This window comes from Massilia sp. S19_KUP03_FR1 (assembly GCF_036688685.1).
Taxonomy (GTDB): Bacteria; Pseudomonadota; Gammaproteobacteria; order Burkholderiales; family Burkholderiaceae_D; genus JALYUM01.
Map to the genome: position 1 here is coordinate 111,934 of NZ_JAQQPS010000006.1, position 21,958 is coordinate 133,891.

Annotated in this window: 15 protein-coding genes and 1 pseudogene; 8 read left to right on the forward strand and 8 right to left on the reverse strand. The window is 65.9% G+C overall.

Annotated features, from left to right (window positions below; genetic code table 11):
- Positions 1-4: 4 nt before the first annotated feature.
- Positions 5-1,474, reverse strand: a complete 1,470-nt coding sequence (locus tag V6M87_RS08390; protein ID WP_332876158.1) for a DUF1800 domain-containing protein — start codon at positions 1,472-1,474, stop codon at positions 5-7.
- Between the two features lie 194 nt (positions 1,475-1,668).
- On the opposite strand from V6M87_RS08390, the gene V6M87_RS08395 reads away from it, so the two are divergent.
- Both V6M87_RS08395 and V6M87_RS08400 read left to right on the forward strand, forming a co-directional pair.
- Positions 1,669-2,802: an efflux RND transporter periplasmic adaptor subunit gene (locus tag V6M87_RS08395; protein WP_332876159.1), complete on the forward strand. Its 1,134-nt coding sequence runs from the start codon at positions 1,669-1,671 to the stop codon at positions 2,800-2,802.
- 19 nt (positions 2,803-2,821) lie between these two features.
- Positions 2,822-5,944 (forward strand): efflux RND transporter permease subunit, encoded by a 3,123-nt coding sequence (locus tag V6M87_RS08400; RefSeq protein ID WP_332876160.1) that lies wholly within the window; start codon positions 2,822-2,824, stop codon positions 5,942-5,944.
- Between the two features lie 20 nt (positions 5,945-5,964).
- Here V6M87_RS08400 and V6M87_RS08405 read toward each other — a convergent pair whose 3' ends face one another.
- From V6M87_RS08405 to V6M87_RS08425, 6 genes and pseudogenes are all read right to left on the reverse strand, one after another.
- Positions 5,965-8,454 carry a sensor domain-containing phosphodiesterase gene (locus tag V6M87_RS08405; RefSeq protein ID WP_332876161.1) on the reverse strand — a complete coding sequence of 830 codons (2,490 nt, stop codon included), beginning with the start codon at positions 8,452-8,454 and terminating at the stop codon, positions 5,965-5,967.
- Positions 8,455-8,684: 230 nt separating this feature from the next.
- Positions 8,685-8,894: pseudogene (locus tag V6M87_RS27235) on the reverse strand (hypothetical protein); the annotation flags it as partial.
- A 282-nt stretch (positions 8,895-9,176) separates the two neighbouring features.
- A complete protein-coding gene (locus V6M87_RS08410; RefSeq protein WP_332876162.1) occupies positions 9,177-10,091 on the reverse strand; it encodes a hypothetical protein in 915 nt (304 codons plus the stop codon).
- 83 nt (positions 10,092-10,174) lie between these two features.
- Positions 10,175-10,741, reverse strand: a complete 567-nt coding sequence (locus V6M87_RS08415) for a hypothetical protein (protein ID WP_332876163.1) — start codon at positions 10,739-10,741, stop codon at positions 10,175-10,177.
- A 128-nt stretch (positions 10,742-10,869) separates the two neighbouring features.
- Entirely contained in the window at positions 10,870-11,613 is a 744-nt protein-coding gene (locus tag V6M87_RS08420; RefSeq protein WP_332876164.1) for a hypothetical protein, read from the reverse strand.
- Between the two features lie 46 nt (positions 11,614-11,659).
- Positions 11,660-12,604 carry a LysR family transcriptional regulator gene (locus V6M87_RS08425; protein WP_332876165.1) on the reverse strand — a complete coding sequence of 315 codons (945 nt, stop codon included), beginning with the start codon at positions 12,602-12,604 and terminating at the stop codon, positions 11,660-11,662.
- A gap of 99 nt (positions 12,605-12,703) precedes the next feature.
- Here V6M87_RS08425 and V6M87_RS08430 point away from each other — a divergent pair, with 99 nt between their 5' ends.
- Positions 12,704-13,357 carry an NAD(P)-dependent oxidoreductase gene (locus V6M87_RS08430; RefSeq protein ID WP_332876166.1) on the forward strand — a complete coding sequence of 218 codons (654 nt, stop codon included), beginning with the start codon at positions 12,704-12,706 and terminating at the stop codon, positions 13,355-13,357.
- A 47-nt stretch (positions 13,358-13,404) separates the two neighbouring features.
- Here V6M87_RS08430 and V6M87_RS08435 read toward each other — a convergent pair whose 3' ends face one another.
- On the reverse strand, positions 13,405-14,454 hold the full coding sequence (locus tag V6M87_RS08435; RefSeq protein ID WP_332876167.1) for an NAD(P)-dependent alcohol dehydrogenase: 1,050 nt from the start codon (positions 14,452-14,454) through the stop codon (positions 13,405-13,407).
- Positions 14,455-14,614: 160 nt separating this feature from the next.
- On the opposite strand from V6M87_RS08435, the gene V6M87_RS08440 reads away from it, so the two are divergent.
- Genes V6M87_RS08440 through V6M87_RS08460 form a run of 5 tightly spaced genes read left to right on the forward strand, consistent with a single transcriptional unit; the run spans position 14,615 to position 21,945 of the window.
- Complete coding sequence (locus tag V6M87_RS08440) at positions 14,615-15,994, forward strand: SWIM zinc finger family protein (protein ID WP_332876168.1); 1,380 nt, start codon at positions 14,615-14,617, stop codon at positions 15,992-15,994.
- Complete coding sequence (locus V6M87_RS08445; RefSeq protein WP_332876169.1) at positions 15,991-17,541, forward strand: DUF5691 domain-containing protein; 1,551 nt, start codon at positions 15,991-15,993, stop codon at positions 17,539-17,541. The genes V6M87_RS08440 and V6M87_RS08445 overlap by 4 nt, the downstream gene beginning before the upstream one ends.
- Complete coding sequence (locus V6M87_RS08450) at positions 17,538-18,623, forward strand: ATP-binding protein (protein ID WP_332876170.1); 1,086 nt, start codon at positions 17,538-17,540, stop codon at positions 18,621-18,623. The genes V6M87_RS08445 and V6M87_RS08450 overlap by 4 nt, the downstream gene beginning before the upstream one ends.
- Positions 18,620-20,815 carry a DUF5682 family protein gene (locus V6M87_RS08455; RefSeq protein ID WP_332876171.1) on the forward strand — a complete coding sequence of 732 codons (2,196 nt, stop codon included), beginning with the start codon at positions 18,620-18,622 and terminating at the stop codon, positions 20,813-20,815. Before V6M87_RS08450 ends, V6M87_RS08455 begins: the two co-directional genes overlap by 4 nt.
- Positions 20,812-21,945: a VWA domain-containing protein gene (locus V6M87_RS08460; RefSeq protein ID WP_332876172.1), complete on the forward strand. Its 1,134-nt coding sequence runs from the start codon at positions 20,812-20,814 to the stop codon at positions 21,943-21,945. Before V6M87_RS08455 ends, V6M87_RS08460 begins: the two co-directional genes overlap by 4 nt.
- Positions 21,946-21,958 lie beyond the last annotated feature (13 nt).

Genomic DNA, 21,958 nt, shown 5'->3' on the forward strand with positions numbered 1-21,958 from the left:
CCTCTTAATACTGCATGAAGTCGGGGCTGCCGAGCAGCATCGAGGCGCGCAATGGCGCCGCCGTTTGCGCGACGATGTCCCGGGTGCGCTGCGACATCGTGCTGCCCAGCGTGGCGTCGAGCAGGGCCGCATCGAGCGGCACCGGCGGCACGGTCGACTGCCCGAGCCTGCCGCCGGCCAGCGCCGTGGCAAAGGCAATGCGGCGCGACAGCGCGTCGGGATTGAGCCACGCTTGCTGGGTGTTGGCATAGCCGTTCGGCGTCTGGCAACCGTACAGCGGCATGCCCAGCTGGCTCATCGCAGACAGCAGCGGCTGGACATTGACGACCGGCGTGGCGGCCGCGCGCGCCGCCGACAGCACGAAGTGGTACGGCGTCTTGAACTTGGCGCCCATGGCATGCGGGGACATGAACTCGGCGCTGTAGAACAGGGTCCGCAGCACGGTGCGGATGTCGCCGCCACTGTCCTGCCAGCTACGCGCCATGCGCTCGACCAACTCGGGCGGCGGCGCGTCCTGCACGAAATACTGGGCCAGTTGATAACTGATGTGGTGCGCCGTGGCCGGATGCATGGCCAGCACGTCGAGCGCCTGCTCGCCTTCGTTCTGCCCATCCGCGGCGATGTCCCGTCCCAGCCACCTCTTGGCGCCCTTGTCGTGGCGGCGCGCATCGAAGCGGAAGGTTTCATTGGTCTCGATGAGGCGGCGCTGGTCGAACGTCCAGCCGGTGAGCATGCGCGCCAGCGCGGTCACGTCCTGCTGGCTGTAGCCGGCATCCACGCCCAGCGTGTGCAGTTCCATCAGCTCGCGCGCGTAATTTTCATTCAGCCCCACCTGCTTGCCGTTCGGCTTCTGGTCCGGGGCCGACGACACCGCGTTATCCAGGTAGTACAACATGGCGGGATGTTTCGCGGTGGCGCCGAGCAGATCGCGGAAACTGCCCATGGCATGCGGGCGGATTGCATCTCGCTCATAGCTGGCCACCAGTGCACGGTCATTGCCCTTGCCGATGAACACATTGAAATGGTTGAACCAGAAGTCCACCATCACCTCTTCCAGCTGGCGCGGGCTGTCCAGGGCGCGCAGCACGCGCGCGTCCAGCGTATCGCGCGTGATTGTTTCATTCACCGCGCGCCGCTGCGCCTTCGACGCTTCCGATTCATCTTTTGCCTGCTTGTTCGCTGCGACGTGCTCGGCCAGCACCACGCCGGCCGGGCGGTTGACCGTGGCGATGGCGTCCAGGCGTGCCTGCAGCGGCGCCGGCAACGCCAGCGCCGCCGGTTCGAGCTGCTGGTCGATATAGCGCCGTACGCCCATCGCGGCCACCCGGTCGATGTCGCCGGGACGGGGGCCGAAACCGAGGCGGTTGAGAACGTGCGCAGCTTGCTGTTCGGTCGTGGCCGAGGTGACGGCTGACGCGGTAGTGGCATGCAGCAGAGCGGCGCCAGACAGCACCAATACGGAAAAAAGTTTCATGTAACCCTCCAGGACACCCATCTTTATACGCCTGCCGGGCCCGCACGACACAGGAAACCCCGTTTGTGTGGTGAGCAAATGTAACCGAGGAGGTCTTCCAACAATGGCAGATTTGCTACAGCAGGTGCAGCAGGTTTGCTAAACTCTCCGCTTGACTGCCGCCTTTGTACGCACTGCCTACCCGGATCCAGAACATGACTCGACCAGACTTCCTGCCCGTCCCTGCCCTGCTGGGCGCCATCGCATTCGGCGCGGCCTTGCTGTCCGCCAGCGTGCACGCCGCCGACAAGGACAAGGCCGCCGCACCGACGCGCCCCGCGCTGACCGTCACCAGCGTCCAGGCCACGTCGAGCAGCCTGCCGCTGCAGCTGACGGCCAACGGCAATGTGGCCGCGTGGCAGGAAGCGATCATCGGTAGCGAGTCAAACGGTTTACGCCTGGCCGAGGTGCGCGTGAACGTCGGCGACGTCGTCAAGCAGGGCGATGTGCTGGCGGTGTTCTCAAGCGATACGGTCGACGCCGACGTGGCGCAAAGCCAGGCTGCGCTGCTGGAGGCGCAGGCGAATGCTGTTGAAGCCATCGCCAACGCCAAACGCGCGCGCAACCTGGGCGACTCGGGCGCGCTGAGCCAGCAGGAAATCACACGCTACATGACGGCCGAAGGCGCGGCCAATGCGCGCATCGCGTCGGCCAAAGCCAGCCTCAGGGCGCAGCAGCTGCGCCTGAAATACACCAGGGTGGTGGCGCCAGACAGCGGCGTGATCTCGGCGCGCAGCGCCACCGTCGGCAGCGTGGTCGGCGTGGGCGCCGAACTGTTCCGCATGATCCGCCAGGGCCGCCTCGAATGGCGCGCCGAAGTCACGGCCACGGAACTGACCCGCATCAAGCCGGGCGCCAAGGTGCTGGTGAAAGCGGCCAACGGCAGCGAATTGACGGGCAAGGTGCGCATGATCGCGCCCACCGTCGACCTGCAGACGCGCACCGCACTGGTCTACGTCGACCTGCCGACCTCGCTGTCGGCCAGCGCGCCGTTCAAGGCCGGCATGTACGCCAGCGGCCAGTTCGACATGGGCGTCTCGAACGCCGTGACACTGCCGCAGCAGGCCGTCGTGATTCGCGACGGTTTCAGTTATGTGTTCCGCCTGAATGCGGACAGCCGCGTCAGCCAGGTGAAAGTGGTCACCGGCCGGCGCCTGCTGGACCGCATCGAAGTCGTCAAGGGCCTCACGCCGAATGCCACCATCGTGGTGTCCGGCGCCGGCTTCCTGAATGACGGCGACCTGGTCAAAAATGTCGCCGCGCCGTTGCCGGCCGTGGCCAGCCGCTAAGACACCCGAGGATACGACCATGAATTTTTCCGCCCTCTCGATCAAGAACCCGATCCCGGCGATCATGCTGTTCGTGCTGCTCACGCTGGCCGGCCTGCTGGCCTACAAGATGAACGAGGTACAGGACTTCCCCGACATCGAACTGCCCATCGTGACGGTCAGCGCAGTACTCGACGGCGCCGCGCCGGCCCAGCTGGAAACCGAAGTCGCACGCAAGATCGAAGACTCGGTCGCCACCCTGCAAGGCGTGAAGAACATCTATACCAAGGTGCTTGACGGCGCCGCCACCGTCACGGTGGAATTCATCCTCGAGAAGGATTTGTCGGATGCCGTGAACGACGTGCGCGACGCGGTCGCGCGCGTAAAAGCCGATTTGCCGGCCGAGATGCGTGACCCGAGCGTGACCAAGGCGACCACCGCGGGGCGCGTCGTGATGACCTTCACGGCCGCCGCGGCGCCGGCCAAAACCGGCGGCGTGGCGCTGGACGACCAGGAAATCAGCTGGTTCGTCGACAATGCAGTCTCGAAACGCCTGCTCAGCGTGCCCGGTGTGGGCGCGGTGAAACGCGTCGGTGGCGTCTCGCGCGAAGTGCGCATCGAGCTCGACGACGCGCGCATGGCAGCCTTGAAAGTGTCGGCGCTGGACGTGTCGCGCCAGTTGCGCAATGTACAGCGCGAGGAACCAGGTGGACGCGGCGACGTCAGCGGCGCCGAGCAGTCGGTGCGCACCATTGCCACCGTGCAGACGGCGCAGGAACTGGGCCGCCTCGATATTCCGCTCCTTGATGGGCGCCACGTGCGCCTCGACCAGGTCGCGACAGTGACCGACACCGTGGCCGAGCCGCGCGCGATTGCCGAGCAGGATGGCAAGCGCGTGGTGGCCATCGAAGTGTTCCGCACGCGCGGCGCCAGTGAACTGAAAGTGGCCGCCGGTTCGCGCGCGGCACTCGACGAGCTGCGCCTGAGCCACCCGAACATCGTCATCAAGGAAGTGATCGACAACGCCGCGCCGGTGCAGGAAAACTTCGACGTGTCGATGGAGATGCTGTACGAAGGCGCGATCCTGGCCGTGCTGGTGGTGTTCTGGTTCCTGCGCGACTGGCGCGCCACGCTGGTGGCCGCTGCCGCCCTGCCCTTGTCGGCCATCCCGGCGTTCCTGGGGCAGTACCTGTTTGGCTACACGCTCAACACGGTCACGCTGCTTTCGCTGGCGCTGGTGGTCGGCGTGCTGGTCGATGACGCCATCGTCGAGATCGAGAATATTTCGCGCCATCTGCGCATGGGTAAAACGCCGATGCAGGCCGCGCTGGAAGCGGCCGACGAAATCGGGATGGCCGTGATCGCCACCACCTTTTCTCTGGTGGCGGTGTTCCTGCCGACCGCCTTCATGGGCGGCATTCCGGGCAAATTTTTCAAGCAGTTCGGCTGGACCGCGGTGCTGGCAATTCTCGCCTCGCTGCTGGTAGCGCGCCTGCTCACGCCGATGATGGCGGCGTATATCATGAAACCTTCCAAGCACGGCGAAGAGAAGGATGGCTGGCTGATGCAGCGCTACATGGCATCCATGCGCTGGTGCCTGCAGCACCGCCTGGTCACCGTGATTGCGGCGGGGGTCTTTTTCGTCGCGTCGATCGGCCTGGTGTTCCTGCTGCCAACCGGTTTCGTGCCGGCCAACGACCGCGGCCAGACCCAGATCACGGCCGAGCTGCCGCCCGGTTCCACGCTGGCGGAAACCAGCTTTGTGGCCGAACAGGTGCGGCGCGAAGCGATGAAGGTGTCGGGCGTGACCAGCATTTTCAGCTCGATCGGCGGCGGCTCGTCCGGTGACGCGTTCGCCCCGGGCGCCGCGGCCGAGGCGCGCCGCGCCGTGCTGACCGTGACCACACTGCACCGCAGCAAGCGCAGTACTTCGCTCGAATCGATCGAATCGGCCATCCGCACGCGCCTCGAACAGGTGCCCGGTGCGCGTTTCTCGGTGGGCCCGCCCGACACCGGCGTCAAGATGCAGCTGGTGCTGCGCAGCGAAGACCCGGCCGCGCTCAATCTCGCCTCGCAAGCCGTGCTGCGCGATCTGCGCACCTTGAAAGGCGTTGGCAATGTCAACTCGACCGCTGCACTGGTGCGCCCGGAAATCATCGTGCGGCCCGATTTTGCCAAAGCCGCCGAACTGGGCGTGACGGCTGCATCGATCGGCGAGACGGTGCGCGTGGCCACGGCCGGCGACTACGACCTGGCCTTGACCAAGATGAACCTGACCGAGCGCCAGGTGCCGATCCGCGTCAAGCTGCCCGATGCCGTGCGCGCCGACCTCGACGCGATCGGCCGCCTGACCGTCCCGGGCCGCAACGGTCCGGTGATGCTGGCCAACGTCGCCTCGGTGACGATGGAAAGCGGCCCGGCCCAGATCGACCGCCTGAACCGTTCGCGCAATGTGACCTTCGACGTCGAGCTGTCGGGCCGCTCGCTCGGCGAAGTCAACACCGAGGCGCGCGCGCTGCCGTCGGTGGCGAACCTGCCGCCGTCCGTCAAAATCGCCGAACTCGGCGACGCGCAGGAGATGGCCAGCCTGTTTGCCAGCTTCGGCATCGCCATGCTGATTGGCGTGATCTGCATCTACTGCGTGCTGGTGCTGCTGTTCACCGACTTCATGCAGCCGATCACCATCCTCGCGGCGCTGCCGCTGTCGATCGGCGGCGCCTTCGTGGCGCTGCTGGTGACCGGCCGGGCGCTGTCGATGCCGTCGATGATCGGTCTGATCATGCTGATGGGGATCGTGACGAAAAACTCGATCCTGCTGGTCGACTATGCGATTCTGGCGAGGAAAGAAGGCATGAGCCGGTTCGACGCGCTGGTCGACGCCTGCCACAAACGCAGCCGCCCGATTTTGATGACGACGATTGCGATGGGCGCCGGCATGTTGCCGCTGGCGCTGGGCATTGCCGGCGACCCGAGCTTCCGCTCGCCGATGGCCATTGCCGTGATCGGCGGCTTGATCACCTCGACCTTGCTCAGCTTGCTGGTGGTGCCGGCGGTGTTTACCTACATCGACGACCTGGAGCACTGGCTGGGACGGATGGTGGGGAAAATGCGCGGTAAGGGACATGCGTCGGGCGTGGCGCCCAAGCCGGCGCTGGTGGAGTAATCCAGCGACAGGCGCCCGCTTCACCCCGCCAGCCGCAACTCGATCCGTTCGATGACATGCCGCACGTCGTCGGGCGGGACCGGCGGGCTGAAATAATAACCCTGGCCGACATGGCATCCATGGTCAAACAGCCAGTTCATCTGTTCGCGCGTTTCCACGCCTTCGGCCACGAGCGTCATGTTCAGCGCCACGCCCATGGCGATGATGGCCTGGGTCAGCTTCTCGGCATTCTTGTCCAGCAAAATATTCTGGGTAAACGATTTATCGATTTTCAGGCATTGCAAGGGTAACTGGCGCAAATAGCTCAAGGACGAAAAGCCGGTGCCGAAATCGTCCAGCGAGGTGGCAAAGCCGTGTTTGTTCAGCCCCTTCAGGACGGCCTGGGTGGTTTCGAGCTCGCGCATGAGGCAGGACTCCGTGACCTCGATCTCCAGTGCAGCGGGGGTGACCCGGTACTCTTCGATCAACTGGCTCAGATACGTGATCAGGTTGGGCGACAGGATATCGGCGATCGACAGGTTGATCGCGATCGGGAACGGCGCCATGCCCGCCTTCTGCCAGCGCGCCCATTCCGCAATGGCGTTGCGCATGACCCAGCGATCGATGCGAATGATCTGGTCACTGCGCTCCGCAACCGGGATGAACGCGTCAGGACTGCTCTGCCCGCGGGTCGGATGGTTCCAGCGCAGCAGCGCCTCCAGGCCGACCACTTTACGGCTGAGCAGATCGACCTTGGGTTGGTACACCAGCGCCAACTGGTTGCGGTCGACCGCCTCTTCCAGGTCGCGCTCGAGCAGGAAATAGTCGAGGTGGTCCGACGCCATTGCCAGTTCGAACACGGCGCTGCGCGAGCGGCCGCGCGATTTGGCCTCGCACAGCGCCAGGTGGGCATGGCGCAGCAATTCGCTCAGGGTGGTGCCATGGCCGGGAGGAATGGCGATGCCGACAGAGACGCCCAGGCGTAACTGGTGCTCCCTAACTTCAAAGGGGGCGGCGACGGCCTGGTGAAGGCGCTCGGAACAGATCAGGCTGGTGGCCGGGCTGGGATGCGGGATCTGCAGCAGCAGCAGGAACTCGTCGCCGCCAACCCGGGCCAGCAGATCGAATGCACGCGTGACTGCCTTCAGTCGCAGCGCCAGCTGCTGCAGTACCTGGTCGCCAACTTCGTGGCCGTAGGTATCGTTGATATGTTTGAAGTGGTCCAGGTCCAGCAACATCAGCGCGCAGTGAAACGCGTCTTCGTTCAGAAGGCGCGTGATCTCCTCTTCCATGGCTTGCCGATTGTAGAGGCCGGTAAGGTGATCATGCTGCGCGCGCCAATGCAGCTTTTGCTGGAGCCTGCGGGTCAGGTGCAGTCGCTGCACGTCGCTCACCAGGCGCAGCAGGTTTTGCAAGGCCTCGGCCTCGACCTGGGTCCAGGGCAGGGAATAGCCTCGCACCGATTGCTGCCACTCGGCAAATGAACGCCGGGGTTCCAGGCGCACCTGGCCATTCGGCAACACCTGCACATCGTCCTTGTCCGGCTTGCCACCCCAGCGTACTTCCTGCACATGTTCAGGGCGGCACATGAAGGCAAATATCGGCTCCTGTTCCGACCGTTGTGACAGCAAGATGCCGGCGCTGTCCGGCAGGCTGGCAAGGGCCGTGGTTTCCGACACCAGCAAGTCGTCCCACATCAGCACGACCGGATCGGGGCTGTCGTCGTCGAGCCGCGCGCGCATCTCGTCGAGTACCGCGAGCGCGCTGCCCTGCACGCGTCCAGGTCCGCCAAGATAAGACAGGCGGCCTGCGCGCACACCGAAATTGGTGGCGCCAAAGGCCTGCAGCAGTTTCGGCGTCCAGGCATCGAGTACGCCTGGCAAGTCGTTGCCCTGAATCATGGCCTGATGAAATTCGTTAAGCAAGTGATCCAGTGTCAGGCGATGCATCATGGCGTCCATGCCAGAGAGCGCCTCGATGCGCATATTCGTGATTTCCCCCAGCAAGCCACATACCTGACGCAAGCTCTCGCGGATTTGATGGGGCGGCGTCTTGGGCGTATTGTGGTGGCAGGCGATCAAGCCCCACAGCCTGGCGTCGCACACGATCGACATGGTCAGGGTGGCGCGCACGTCCATATTCTGCAGGTAAGCCAGATGGACCTCCGAGGGGCCGCGCAGCATGCAGTGGCTCTGGTCGAGTACCGTCCCGTCGGGCAAGGTCGGGGGCAGCAGCCGGTCCATGGGCGCCGCGACATCGGCCAGCACGCGCAGCTTGTTGGTCAGGTAGAGCTGGCGCGCCTGCGCGGGAATGTCAGAGGCAGGAAAGCGCAGCCCGAGGAATTTTGGGCTGGTCTGCGCAGAGGTGCGTTCGGCCACCACTTCGCCCGCGCCATCGGGCAAAAAACGGTACACCATGACGCGGTCGAACGACGTGAATGCCTGCACCAGCTGCGCGCATTCGTCGAAGAAGGCGCCGAGATTGCGGGCATGGCGCAAACGCGATAACACCTCGCCGAAATCGGCGAACATCTGGCTTTCGCGGGCCGATTCTTCGCTGCTCGCTTCGACCGGCAGCCACTCGAGCAGGGCCAGGCCGCCGCGCCGGTGCGCAAGGCATTCCCATCCGCCGCAGCCGGCTGTGGCACGGCTGCGCCGGTGCGTTCGAAGCGCAGGCGCCAGGGCAGAACCAGTGGCACAGCCTCCTCCCAGGCAGCGATTGCAGATGCACCGGCGTTGTCCGGGGTAGCCACCCAATCAGACACCGGCTGGCCGATGAGCGACCCGGCGTCCTGCAAGCCGGGCCAGTGGCGCACGATGCCTTCGGAAACCTGTACCAGAAGCCCGCTGGCGATCTCGACCACCATCAGGAAGCCATACGATTGTACGGTGCCCAACAGGTGAATCGGCTCCAGCGCGCACGATTGTTCAAGCTCTTTGGTGATCAAGCCGTTCAGGGGAGATTGATCCATGGTCCTTTGCCTCGCGTTGCGAGTACGCCCCTGCCCTGCTTGTTCAATGGCGCCGCGTAGTCGAAGCGAATTAGACCGGCGCCATTCTCGATAGTTCCAATAGGCGTCCCCGTCAGGCAAAAAGAAAAAGCCGTCCAGTTTGCACTGGACGGCTTCGGGCACTGCAGGCGGCGCACCGGTCCTGCCGTCAAATCAATGCACGAACAGGGCGATCAGGATAATGATCGGGATCGGCACGCCGACCATCCACAAAAGAATCGAACGCATCATCAGCTCCTTGAATTAATGGTGAAGTGGACGGGCGTGGGCCACGCCGTCACGCAGGCGCCCGCCGAACGTGGCAGCCAGGCTGGCCACGAACGCGCCCAGCAGCAGCGACACGGTCAGCCACAGCGCGGCGGTGGCAGCGGCCTTGCGGGCCTTGTCGGCCGCCTCTTTTGCCGCGGCCCTGGCTTTGACAGCGGCAGCACTCATGCGGGCATACACCTCGTCGACCCGCTTTTCGGCGTCAGGCGGGGCCATGCCGGTACGCGCTGCCACAGTTTGCGCCAGGTAGCCGCGGTCGTCGGCCGCCAGGCTGCCATTGGCCACGCTGGTGGCGAAGATACGGGCGGCTTCGGCACGCGGGTTGGCGTTCGCTTCGGCCAGCGGCTTGTCGCTGCGCATCAGCATGTCGGTGTAGTACTCGCCCGGATTCAGGTTCATACCCGTGTCGCCATTCGTTGCCGCAGTGGTGCCGACTGCGGCGCCAACGGTCGCAACCGTTTTGAATGCGCCGGACAGGGTCGAGCCGAGCGCACTGCCGAACAGGGCGGCGGTCAGCAAGGTAGCGACGGCCCAGGCCAGCAAACCGTGCGCCGTATCGCGGAAAAACACCTCGTCGTTGTGGACGCTGGCCCATTTCACGCGCAGGCGACCGGCCATGTAGCCGCCAATGCCGGACGCGATGATCGAGGTCAGCGATATCCAGAGGATGGCCGACACGCCCATGACCACGGCGCTGTGGTCTTCATATGGCGACAAGGTCGAAAAGCCGAGACCGGTGCCCAGCAGGGCCAGGATCAGCGACAGCGCGGCAGCCGACGCGGCACCGGCAAAAATGGCAGCCCAGGAGACCCCGGAGCGCCGCGTTTCGCCAGTGTCGTCGGCGCCCAGCGTCGCCGGATAGCCGGTGCTGTTGGGAGTTGCAGTAGTCATGATTTTCCCTGAAATATTTTTGTGATGGCGAAAAAAGAGCCGGTCCGCTTTTGGCTGACCGGCGTCTTCAATGCACTGCAGGATTACTTGCGGCCGCCCAGCAGCTTGGCCAGGATGAAGCCGGCGCCCACGGCCAGCGCGACCGCGGTGCCCGGGCTGGTGCGCACATAGTCGCGGCCGGTGGCGGTCAGGTTGCCGTAGGCGTCGCGCAGCTGTACGGTCTTGTCATTGAACGAACCGCTGGCGCCGGACAGGGCGCCGGAAATCTTGTCGACGCCGGCGTGGGCGCTGTTGGCCAGCTTGTCGACCAGCGGCTGGACGGTGCCGGCTGCCTTGTCGATCGTGCTGTGCACGTCATCGGCGTTCTTCGGCAGGTCGCGGGTCAGATTGCTGACCGTGTCCTTGGCGCTTTCCTTGGCATTGTCGATGGCTTTGCCGGCATCGGCTGCCAGATCTTTCGAGCCAGCCTTCATATCGGCGGCCGCTTTGCTGGCATCGTTCGACAGATCCCTGGCGGCATTGCCAACGCTACCTGAGCTGTTACCCTGATTGCCCGAGCGGCCTTGATTCAGGTCCTTGCCCATATTCGATCCGGCGCCTTCACGGCCAATGTCGCGTCCGGTACCTTCGTTTGGTTTTTGGCTGTCCATGATGTATTCCTTATAAAATTTTGGCTAAGGAATGCTGCTGGAGAGCAGGCATCCCGATTTGTTTGCATCGTGATACAAAAAATATAACAAAGCGGGAGGGAGGACTGTGCGCTGACTAACAGAATTCGCTAGCGCAGAAGGTGGCGGAAGGTCGGCTCGATATTCTTAGCATGCAGGAAGGCAACGATGTCTTCCAGGGTCGCATCCTTGAGCAGCAAGTCGGCGGGTGCGCCTGGCGCGGCCGGCGTGCTGCGGGCGGGCGCAGCAGGCGCCGGCGACTGCTTCTGGCGCAACACGGCCAGGGCTGCGTCGAACTGGGCCGCATCGATGCTGTGCAAGCCCTCTAGGAAGGCCACCTGCCCGCTTAGCGGCGGCGCCATCTCCAGGCCCGATTCGTCGGCAAACGACGCGCCCATGCCGGGATGGATGAAGGCCGCCCATTTGCCTGATTCCGGGTTCAGGCACGGCGGCAGCGCCACCAGCGTGGAAGCGGCATCCAGCGCCACTTTCACGTCCGAAAAATAGGCCTGGCGCAGCAAGGCGACAAATTCCTGCGCCAGCGCCGGCGCCACCGGGTTGGCCAGCGACAGCCACAAGCCATAGCCATCGGTGCCCGACACGCTGACCGCCGGCGCCGGCAAGTCCAGTTCGCTTTGCAGCGCATTCGCGACGTCGCACAGCAAGGTCCAGTGCGCGGCCTCGTCGCCGCTGCGCATCTTGCGAAATGGAATGACGATGGCGCGCACCGCGCCATCGGCGCCGGCCAGGTCGACCGCATCGACAGCGCTGCCGTCGATGCGCTGGGCAAGCCCGTCGATGGCGGCGCCCGGTGCGAGGTAGAGGCGAATCAGTTCCTTGATCAGTTTATGCATGGCGTCTTTCGAAAGCGTTGGCAGGCACGATACGATACATCGCGCCTCAGCGCAGAACATTTTCCCGGCGCGCCGGCCCGAGGGTCGAAAAATAGCGTTTAAAAGCGTCCATGGCCACGGCCACCTTGACCGGCTCGCCTTCGCGCCGCTGCGTCACCGCATTCACCGGCAGCGCGCCGAACTGCCATTGCGGCAGCACCTGCACCAGTACGCCGCGCGCGAGCAGTGGCAGCACGTCGGCGTGGCCCAGGCGCGCCAGGCCCAGGCCCTGCTCGCACATCTGCTGCAAGGACAGCTGGTTATTGCTGGCGATGCGCACGCGCACCTGCACCCGCTGCGTGGTCCCGGCCGCGTCCGTCACGTCCAACGGCATCAACGGCGCCGCGTCGGTCGCCCCGGCGTCCAGCGTGTGGCGCGCATTGGCCAGCCAGTGGTGGTGGGCGAGGTCGAACGGCACGGCCGGCACGCCGTGGCGCTCGAGGTAACCGGGCGCGGCGCAGACGATCCATTCGAAGTCGCACAGCGGCCGCGCCACCGCGGTGGAATCGGCCAGCTGGCCAACCCGGATGGCAATGTCGATGCGCGCGTCGATCAGGTCGATCAAGGCATCGTCGACCAGCAAACAAACTCGCAACTGCGGCGCCTCGGCCAGCAGCGGCGCCAGCGCCGCGGCAATGTGGACAGCAAAGCCCACGGGAGCAGCAATGCGCAGTTCGCCCGAAGGCGCGTCGCGCGCCAGCGCCAGCGCATCGGCGGCGGCAGCCGCCGCCTGCAACAGGCGCAGGCAATGTGGGTAGCAACGCTCGCCCGCTTCGGTGAGGGTCAGCTTTCTGGTCGACCTGTGCAGCAGCGTGACGCCGGCGTGCAGTTCGAGCGCGCGGATGGTCTGGCTGACCGCCGACGGCGTCATCCCGAGGCGGCGCGCGGCCGCGCTCATGGAGCCGGCCGCGACCGTCTCGGCAAACACGGCGAACGGTTTGAACGTATTCATTATGAAGCCTGACTTAAAAGTAATAGCGATTTTACGGGGCTTATCGCCGCAGCTGTTACCCGCTATTGTGGTGCACCACTTATACCTCAAGGAAATAACATGAAGATTGCCCTGATTGGCGCCACCGGTTTCGTCGGCGCCGCCGTACTGACCGAACTGCTGCAACGCGGCCACAGCGTCACCGCGCTGGTGCGCGACCCGGCCAAAGTGCTGCCACCGGGTGTAACCGGCGTGCGCGCCGACGCGTATGACGCCGCCAGCATCGCCGCCGGCGTGCGCGGTACCGACGCCGTCATCTCCGCCTTCAATCCCGGCTGGACTGCCCCGGACCTGTACAACACCTTCCTGCATGGCAGCGCCGCCATCGAGCGTGGCGTGGAAGCGTCCGGCGTGAAGCGCTTGCTGGTCGTCGGCGGGGCCGGCAGCCTGTTCGTGGCACCCGGCGTGCAGCTGGTCGATACGCCCAACTTCACCGACCACGTGCCGGCCAACGTGGTGCCGGGCGCCCTCGCCGCGCGCGACGCCCTCACGCGCCTGCGCGCCAACACGGTGCTGGACTGGACCTTCCTCAGCCCCGCCGCGATGCTGGCGCCGGGCGCGCGCACTGGCGCTTACCGTGTCGGCGGCGAAGAAGTGCTGATGGACGGCCCGGCGCCGGCCGGCATTTCGGTGGCCGACCTGGCCGTGGCGATCGTCGACGAAATCGAGCAGCCGCAGCATGTGAAAGCGCGCTTCACGGTGGCGTCAAAATAAAAAAAAAGGGAACGCCGCGGCGTTCCCTTTTTATCTCGTGGCGAAGCTTATTTCGCCAGCGACTTCATGTCGATCACGAAGCGATAACGCACATCGCTTTTCACCACGCGCTCGAAGGCTTCGTTGATCGCCTGGATGTCGATCACTTCAATATCGGCGGTAATGTCATGCTTGCCGCAGAAATCGAGCATCTCCTGGGTTTCCTTGATCGAGCCGATCATCGATCCGGCCAGGGTGCGGCGCGAGCCGATCAGGTTGAAGGCACTCACCGGCGGCGTGGCCGCATCGGGCACACCGACCAGCGTCATGACGCCATCGATTTTCAGCAGCTGCAGATAATCGTTCCAGTCGACCGCTGCGCCCACCGTGTTGATGATCAGGTCGAACTGGCCCTGCAGCTTGGTGAAGGTGTCCTTGTCGTTGGTGGCGTAGTAATGCGCCGCGCCGAAGCGCAGGCCGTCTTCCTGTTTCGACAGCGACTGGCTCAGTACCGTCACGTCCGCGCCCATGGCGTGGGCGATTTTCACGCCCATGTGGCCGAGGCCACCGAGGCCGATGATGGCGACTTTCTTGCCCGGACCGGCTTTCCAGTGGTGCAGCGGCGAATACAGCGTGATGCCTGCGCACAGCAGCGGCGCGGCCTTGTCGAGCGGCAGATTGGCCGGAATCGACAGCACATAGCCTTCCTTGACGACGATATGGTCCGAATAGCCGCCGAAGGTCGGCGTGACGCCATCGGCTTCGACGCTGTTGTAGGTCTGAACCAGGCCTGGCATGTACTGCTCCAGGTCTTCGTGGCGGTGCTCGCACTTGGTGCACGAATCGACGAAGCAGCCGACGCCGACGGCGTCGCCCACCTTGAACTTGGTGACGTTCGCGCCGACTTCGGTCACGAGGCCGGCGATTTCATGGCCAGGCACCATCGGGAACATGCCGCCGCCCCATTCGTCACGGGCCTGGTGGATATCGGAGTGGCACACGCCACAAAATTTGATGTCGATGGCGACGTCGTCGGCATTCAATGCGCGGCGTTCGAAGGTGAAAGGGGCGAGTTTTTCTTTGGCGGCAGTGGCCGCGTATCCGCGTACGAGAGTCATGGTGGGTTCCAAAAAGGGAGAAGTGAAAGGCAGCCGCGAGGGGCGCTGCGACCGAAGCGGCTTGGTTGCTGAGTATATAGCGAAATCAAAAACGCTGAATCGGGACGCCCAGAAACAAGCGCGCCGCTGCGCCGATAAAACTGTTGGTAATGTTTCCTGAATGCTAGAATCAGCCATCTTCTTTCGCCTGTTCGCGATGACACTTTCGGCCGACCAAATTCTTGCACTGGCACCCGATGCAGCCTCCGCCAAAGCGGGCAGCGCGCAATCGGGCGCAGCGAAATGGTCGGGCCTGGGCGGGCACGCGCAAGCGCTGTGGGGCCTGTGCCAGGGCAGCGGCAAGGAGCCCTACCGCGCCCAGATCGACCTGGCCGGCCCTTCTTTCAAATGCACCTGCCCGAGCCGCAAATTCCCCTGCAAGCATGGCCTCGGCCTGTACTTGCTGTACGCGCGCGACGCGCAAGCGTTTACCGACACCACCGCGCCGGCATGGGTCAACGACTGGCTGCAAAGCCGGGCCCAGCGCAGCGAACAGAAGGCGGCCAAGGTCGAACTGGCAACCCCGGAAGACGCCGCCGCGAAAGAGCAGCGCCAGCAAAAAACCCAGGACAAGCGCGCGTCGAGCGTCGAAGGCGGCCTGGCCATCCTCGACATCTGGCTGGCCGACCTGGCGCAAAGCGGCCTGGCAGGCCTGCGCAGCAAGCCGGCGCAGGACTGGGAAGCGATGGCTGCACGCCTGGTCGATACCCAGGCTGGTGGCCTGGCTGCGCGCCTGCGCCGCGCCGGCATGCGCATCTACGCGTCAAGCAGCAGCGGCTGGGAAACGGCCGTAGCGCGCGAGCTGGCGCAAATCGCCTTGCTCAGCCAAAGCTATCGGCGCCTGACCACCCTGCCCGCGTTGCTGCAACAGGATGTCAAAAGCGCGATCGGCTGGACCGTGAACCAGGACGATGTGCTGCTGGCGCCTGGCGTGCAGGATCACTGGCAGGTGTTCGGCAACCATACCGATCTGGACGCCCGCATCGGCCGCCGTGCCTGCTATCTGCGCGGGCGCGCTACCGGACGCTGGGCCATGCTGCTGCAATTCTCCGCTGGCGGACAGGCACTGCCACCACCGCTGCTGCCGGGCGCCGTCTACCAGGGCACACTGCATTTCTATCCCGGCGCGGCGCCCCTGCGCGTGGTGTTCGGCAGCGACGTGCAGATGACGCCTGCGACCAGCATGCCGCACAGCGAAACGCGTGATACCGGCACCCTGCTGACCGGGTACGCCGAGGCGCTGGCCGCCAACCCCTTCCTTGAGGCCTTTCCGATGCAGTTCGACGGCGCGGTGCCGCAGTTCGACGCGGGCCGCTGGTCGCTGCGCAGCGCCGCCGGTGCGCTTATTCCGCTGCAGGACGGGTTTCGCCATGGCTGGCAGCTGCTCGCCGTGGCGGGCGGCGCGCCTGCGAATGTGTTCGGTGTCTGGGACGGCATCGCCCTGCTGCCGCTGTCGATCGCATGCGGCGCGCGCCTGTACATTCTGGACGGCGCGCCATGAGTTTTTCGCCGGTCCTGCACAAGGCACTGCTGGCCGGCGCCGCCCGCGTGCCGCTGGGGGACGACAGCGTCGATGCGGCCCTGCACGGCGTGCTGGCCAATGCACCAGCGCCACTGCGCCTGTGGCACCTGGTCGCCGCGACCGACCTGTGGCAGCGCGCCGGCCTGACACCGCAGCATTCGCAGGCGCAGGCCGCGCCCTGCCCGCCCGGCCCCACCTGTCCACGCGCCGCCGAGCGGGTCCTGCAACTGATTTTAGCCGGCATGCACAGCGAGCAGCTGCCGCACTGGCTGGCACTCGCGCGCCAGCACGACATGAAGGTGCCGCATGGCTTGCTGGTGCCCCTGCTGGAACTGGGCATGCAAAAGCCGGCAGTGCGCGCCGACCTCGCGCCGCTGCTGGGCCAGCGCGGGCACTGGCTGGTGGCGCAGCACCCGGACTGGTCGGCCCAATACGGCGTGGCGGCCGACCTGGCCGCGCCCGAAACGCACTGGCAACTCGGTACGCTGGCCCAGCGCTGCGCCGCGTTGCTGGCCATGCGTCGGAGCGATCCGGCTGCGGCGCTGGCCACCTTGGCATCCGCCTGGGCCAGCGAGCCGCCGGAACAGCGCGTGGCGTTCCTGGCGGTGCTCTCCACCGGACTGGGACTGGCGGACGAAGCTTTCCTCGAGGGCGTGCTGGACGACAAACGCAAGGAAGTGCGCACCCTGGCGCAGCAGTTGCTGGCGGCCCTGCCGGGTTCCCAACTGGTGGAGCGCTGCAAAACACGCCTGGCAGGGATATTCCGTCATGCGCCGCCGGAACTGCTCCTGACGCTGCCGGACGCCTGCGACAAGGCGATGAAGCGCGATGGCATCGGCGTCGACGCGCAGCGCGGGCTGGGCGAAAAAGCCGGCTGGCTGTTCGACCTGATGCGTTCTGTGCCACCCGCGCACTGGCGCGCTGCCTGGCAGCTGGCACCAGAGGACGTCGTGGCGCTCTGCGCCCGGCACGAATTCAGTGTAGCGCTGCTCGGCGGCCTGGTGCAGGCTTGCGCCCGCACGCTGGGTGACCTGCCCACGCGCGAGGCGATCGAATGGTACGTACTGCTGGCCAGCGCCGAACTGCCCGCGGCAACCCGCATGATCAGTGCCGCCGTGCTGGCGCGCGACATGCAGCGCCTGCCGCTGCCCGACCAGGAGCGCATCGTGCTGCGCTGGCTGGCCGCGCCCGGCAATGCGCTGCGCGCCGACGCGCCCGCGCTGGAATGGGCCGAACGACGCGCCGGCGCCACCGCCGATCCGCTGCCGCTGGACCTGTCGCTGCGCATGCTGGCCGGCGCGCAGCACGCGATGCGCGCGGTCGCGCAGCCGGGCTATGAAGCACAACACGGTTTCAGGATATTGGGCCGCACACTCAACCCGGCCGTTCTCGCCACTGCGCAGGCCAACTGGCCCGCACCCGACTGGGAACACTGGCCGCGCTGGCGCGACCCGGTCGACCAGCTGGTCGATACGCTGCAATTTCGCTTAACGATGCACGCCGGTTTTTTGGAGATGGATGAATGAACACCACGAACGTCATGCGGCAGCACGCCGAGCAGCAGTACGCACACGAATTGGCCGCGTTGAAGGAAATCGACACGCGCCAGCGCCCGCCCAACTGGGAACTGTCGCCGTGGGCGGTGGCCATCTATCTGCTCGGCGGGACGCTCGATAACGGTGTCGAGATCACGCCCAAGTACATCGGCAAGCGCCGCATCATCGAGATTGCCATCGCCACGCTGGCCACCGACCGCGCGCTGCTGCTGCTCGGCGTGCCGGGGACGGCAAAATCGTGGGTCTCGGAGCACCTGGCCGCGGCCATCAGCGGCAACTCGACGCTGGTGGTGCAAGGCACTGCCGGCACGGCCGAAGAAACCATCCGCTACGGCTGGAACTACGCGCAGTTGCTGGCCAAGGGACCGAGCCTGGAGGCAGTCGTGCCGAGTCCCGTGATGCGCGCCATGCGGACCGGTAAAATCGCCCGCATCGAAGAATTGACGCGCATCCCGGCCGAAGTGCAGGACAGTTTCATCAGCCTGCTGTCGGAAAAAATCCTGCCGATTCCGGAACTCGACGACTACGTGCAGGCCGCCAAAGGCTTCAATGTGATCGCCACCGCGAATGACCGCGACCGCGGCGTGAATGAATTATCGAGCGCGCTGAAACGGCGCTTCAACACGGTGGTGCTGCCGCTGCCCGACAGCGCCGACGAAGAAGTGACCATCGTCGAGACGCGCGTGGCGAGCCTGGGGCGCGCGCTGGAACTGCCGGCCGAAAAACCGGCACTGGCGGAAATCCGCCGCATCGTCACCATCTTCCGCGAACTGCGCGCCGGCCAGACCGATGACGGCAAGATCAAGCTGAAGTCGCCCTCGGCCAGCATGAGCACCGCCGAAGCGATCTCCGTCGTCACCAACGGCATGGCGCTGGCCGCCCACTTTGGCGACGGCACGCTGCGCGGCGCCGACATGGCGTCCTCCCTGATCGGCGCGGTGGTGAAGGACCCGGTGCAGGACCGCCTCGTGATGCTGGAATACCTGGAAACCGTGGTCAAGGAACGCGACGGCTGGAAGGACCTGTACCGCGCCTGCCGCGACGTGTTGTGACGGTCCACTTCTTCGGCATCCGGCATCACGGGCCGGGGTGTGCGCGCAGCGTGGCGCAGGCGCTCGATCAACTAAGGCCAAGCCTGATCCTGATCGAAGGCCCGCCCGAAGCCGACGCCCTGCTGGCGCTCGCTGCGCTGGACACGATGCGCCCGCCGGTGGCGTTGCTGGTGTACGCGCCTGCATTGCCGCAGCATGCGGTGTATTACCCGTTCGCCGAATTTTCGCCCGAGTGGCAGGCAATCCGGCACGGCCAGGCGCACGCGGTGCCGACGCGCTTCATCGACCTGCCGCTGGCGCACGTGCTGGCCGGCGAGATGACAGTCGAAGAAGCTGTGGACCAGCCTGCACCGCGGCGCGGCGACGCGCTCGCCGGGCTGGCACAGGCGGCCGGCTTCTCCGACACCGAAACGTGGTGGGATCACCTGGTCGAACAGCGCGACGACAGCCTGGAACTGTTCGCAGCCATCGAAGAAATGATGACGGTGGCGCGCGCCGACATCAATGAACAGCTCGATCCACACGAAGCGCGGCGCGAGGCCCACATGCGCCAGATGATCCGGGCCGGCATCAAGGAAGGCCACCAGAACATCGCCGTCATCTGCGGCGCCTGGCATGTGCCGTCGCTGCGCACAATGCCGGCCGCAAAACACGACAAGGATCTGCTGGCCGGTCTGCCAAAAGCCAAAGTGGCGGCGACCTGGACGCCGTGGAGCTACGGGCGCCTCAGTTTCACCAGCGGCTACGGCGCCGGCGTGCAGGCGCCCGGCTGGTACCACCACCTGTGGCACACACCGCACAAGGCATCCGTGTATTGGCTGACCGATTGCGTGCGCCTGCTGAGAAAACACGGGCTCGATGCGTCGTCGGCGCACGTGATCGAAGCACTGCGCCTGGCCGACACGCTGGCCAGCCTGCGCGAGCGCTCGCGTGCCGGCTTGACCGAACTGCTCGACGCGCTGCAAAGCACGCTGTTTGGCGACAGCGATGCACCGCTGCGCCTGATCGAACGCGAACTGCTGGTCAACGACCGCCTCGGCAGCGTGCCGGACGAGACCCCGACCTTGCCGCTGACGCAGGACGTGCGGGCGCTGCAAAAACGCTATCGCATGGCGCCGCGCGCCGACCAGGTCGAACTCGATCTCGACTTGCGCCAGCCGCTGCATCTCGAAAAGAGCATCTTCCTGCATCGGCTGGCGCTGCTCGGTATCCGTTGGGGCCGGACCCGTGCCGTGCGCGGCAAGAGCGGAAGCTTTCACGAACATTGGCTGCTGGCGTGGGAACCCGACTTTGAACTCAAGCTGATCGAAGCGAACGTCTGGGGCGCGACGCTTGAACTGGCGTGCGAAGCGAGCCTGTGCCACCAGGCGCAGCAGGGCCAGCACCTGCCCGCCTTGACCGCGCTGGTCGAAGCGATGCTGCTGGCCGACGTGCGCCGCGCCGTGCCCGTGCTGATGGCGCGCATGCAGGCGCTGGCCGCCGGCACCCAGGACGCGGGCCTGCTGCTGGCCGCGCTGGCGCCGCTGGCCAATGTCCTGCGCTACGGCAGCGTGCGCGGCACCGACACGGCCAGCGTGGGCGCGGTGCTGGACGGCCTGGTGCTGCGCGCCTGCATCGCCCTGCCGGTGGCCGCACGCGGCATCAACGAAGAAGCCGCGCAGGTGCTGCTGGGGCAATGCATCCAGGCCGACGGCGCCATCCATCTGCTGCAGGTGGACGCGCACCAGGCGGCGTGGCACGCCGCGCTGGCGCAGTGTGCGGCGTCAAACCAGGTGCATCCACTCATTGCCGGGCGCGCCGTGCGCCTGCTGTTCGAGCAGGACGCGTGGAGCGTCGAACAAAGTGCGAGCGCCCTGTCGCTCGCATGCAGCAACCCGGTCGATCCGCTGGCCACGGCGGCGTGGCTGGAGGGCTTTTTGCGCGGCAGCGGCTTGCTGCTGGTGGTGAACGACCCGCTCTGGCACATCTTGAATGGCTGGGTCGCGACGCTGCCCGAGGACGCCTTCACCGAACTGCTGCCACTGCTGCGCCGCACCTTCGCCACGTTCGAAGCGCCCGAGCGGCGCCAGCTGGGCGAACGGGTCGCCAGCGGCGAAGTCGTGCTGGCCGCAGCGGCGGCGCACGATATCGATCCGGCACGGGCCGCGCTGGTGCTGCCAGTGCTGGCACTGCTACTGGGAGAGACGGCATGAATACCGACCAATTGCAGCGGCGCTGGCGCCTGATGCTGGGCAGCGACGCCGACAACCTGGCCTTGGCGCCGGCCGACGCAGCGCTGGAACGCACGCTGGGCGCGCTGTACGACAAGCAGGAAGGACGCGGCGGCTTGCAGGGCTCGGCCCCGAACGTGGCGCGCTGGCTGGGCGACATCCGCGAATATTTTCCGGCCAGCGTGGTGCAGGTGATGCAGAAAGATGCGATGGAACGGCTGGGCCTCGAGCAGATGCTGCTTGAACCCGAGATGCTGCGCAGCGTGCAGCCGGATATCCACCTGGTCGCCACGCTGCTGTCGCTGAACCGCCTGATGCCGGGTAAAACCAGGGAGACCGCGCGCCAGGTCGTGCGCACCGTGGTCGAACAGCTCGAGCGCAAGCTGGCCAACCCGCTGCGCCAGGCAATTAGTGGCAGCTTGAACCGGGCGGCGCGCAACCACCGCCCGCGCCACAATGAAATCGACTGGCTGCGCACCATCCGCGCCAACCTGCGTCATTACCAGGTGGACTACCAGAGCATCATCGCCGAGCGCCGCATCGGCTTTGCGCGCAAAAGCCAGAGCCTGCGCGACATCGTGCTGTGCGTCGACCAGAGCGGTTCGATGGCGCCGTCGGTGGTCTACGCCAGCATGTTCGCGGCAGTCCTGGCCAGTATCAAGGCGGTCAGCACGCAGGTGGTGGTGTTCGATACGGCGGTGGTCGACCTGACGCCGCTGCTGGCCGATCCGGTCGATGTCCTGTTCGGTACCCAGCTCGGCGGCGGCACCGACATCGACCGCGCGCTGGCCTATTGCCAGGGCCTGGTGACGCGGCCGCAAGAGACGATTTTCGTGCTGATCAGCGATTTGTACGAGGGCGGGAATGCGGCGCAGATGCTGTCACGGGCGGCGGCGCTGGTCGAGAGCGGCGTGCAGATGATTGCGCTGCTGGCGCTGGACGACAACGGCGCGCCCAGCTACGACCATCGCCATGCGGCGCACTTCGCCAGCCTGGGGATTCCGTGTTTTGCCTGCACCCCCGACAAATTCCCGGACCTGATGGCGGCGGCGATCAGGAAGCAGGACATGGGCGCGTGGGCGGCGCGCAACGAGATTGCGCTGGCGGGGTAGCTCGGGCGCGAAA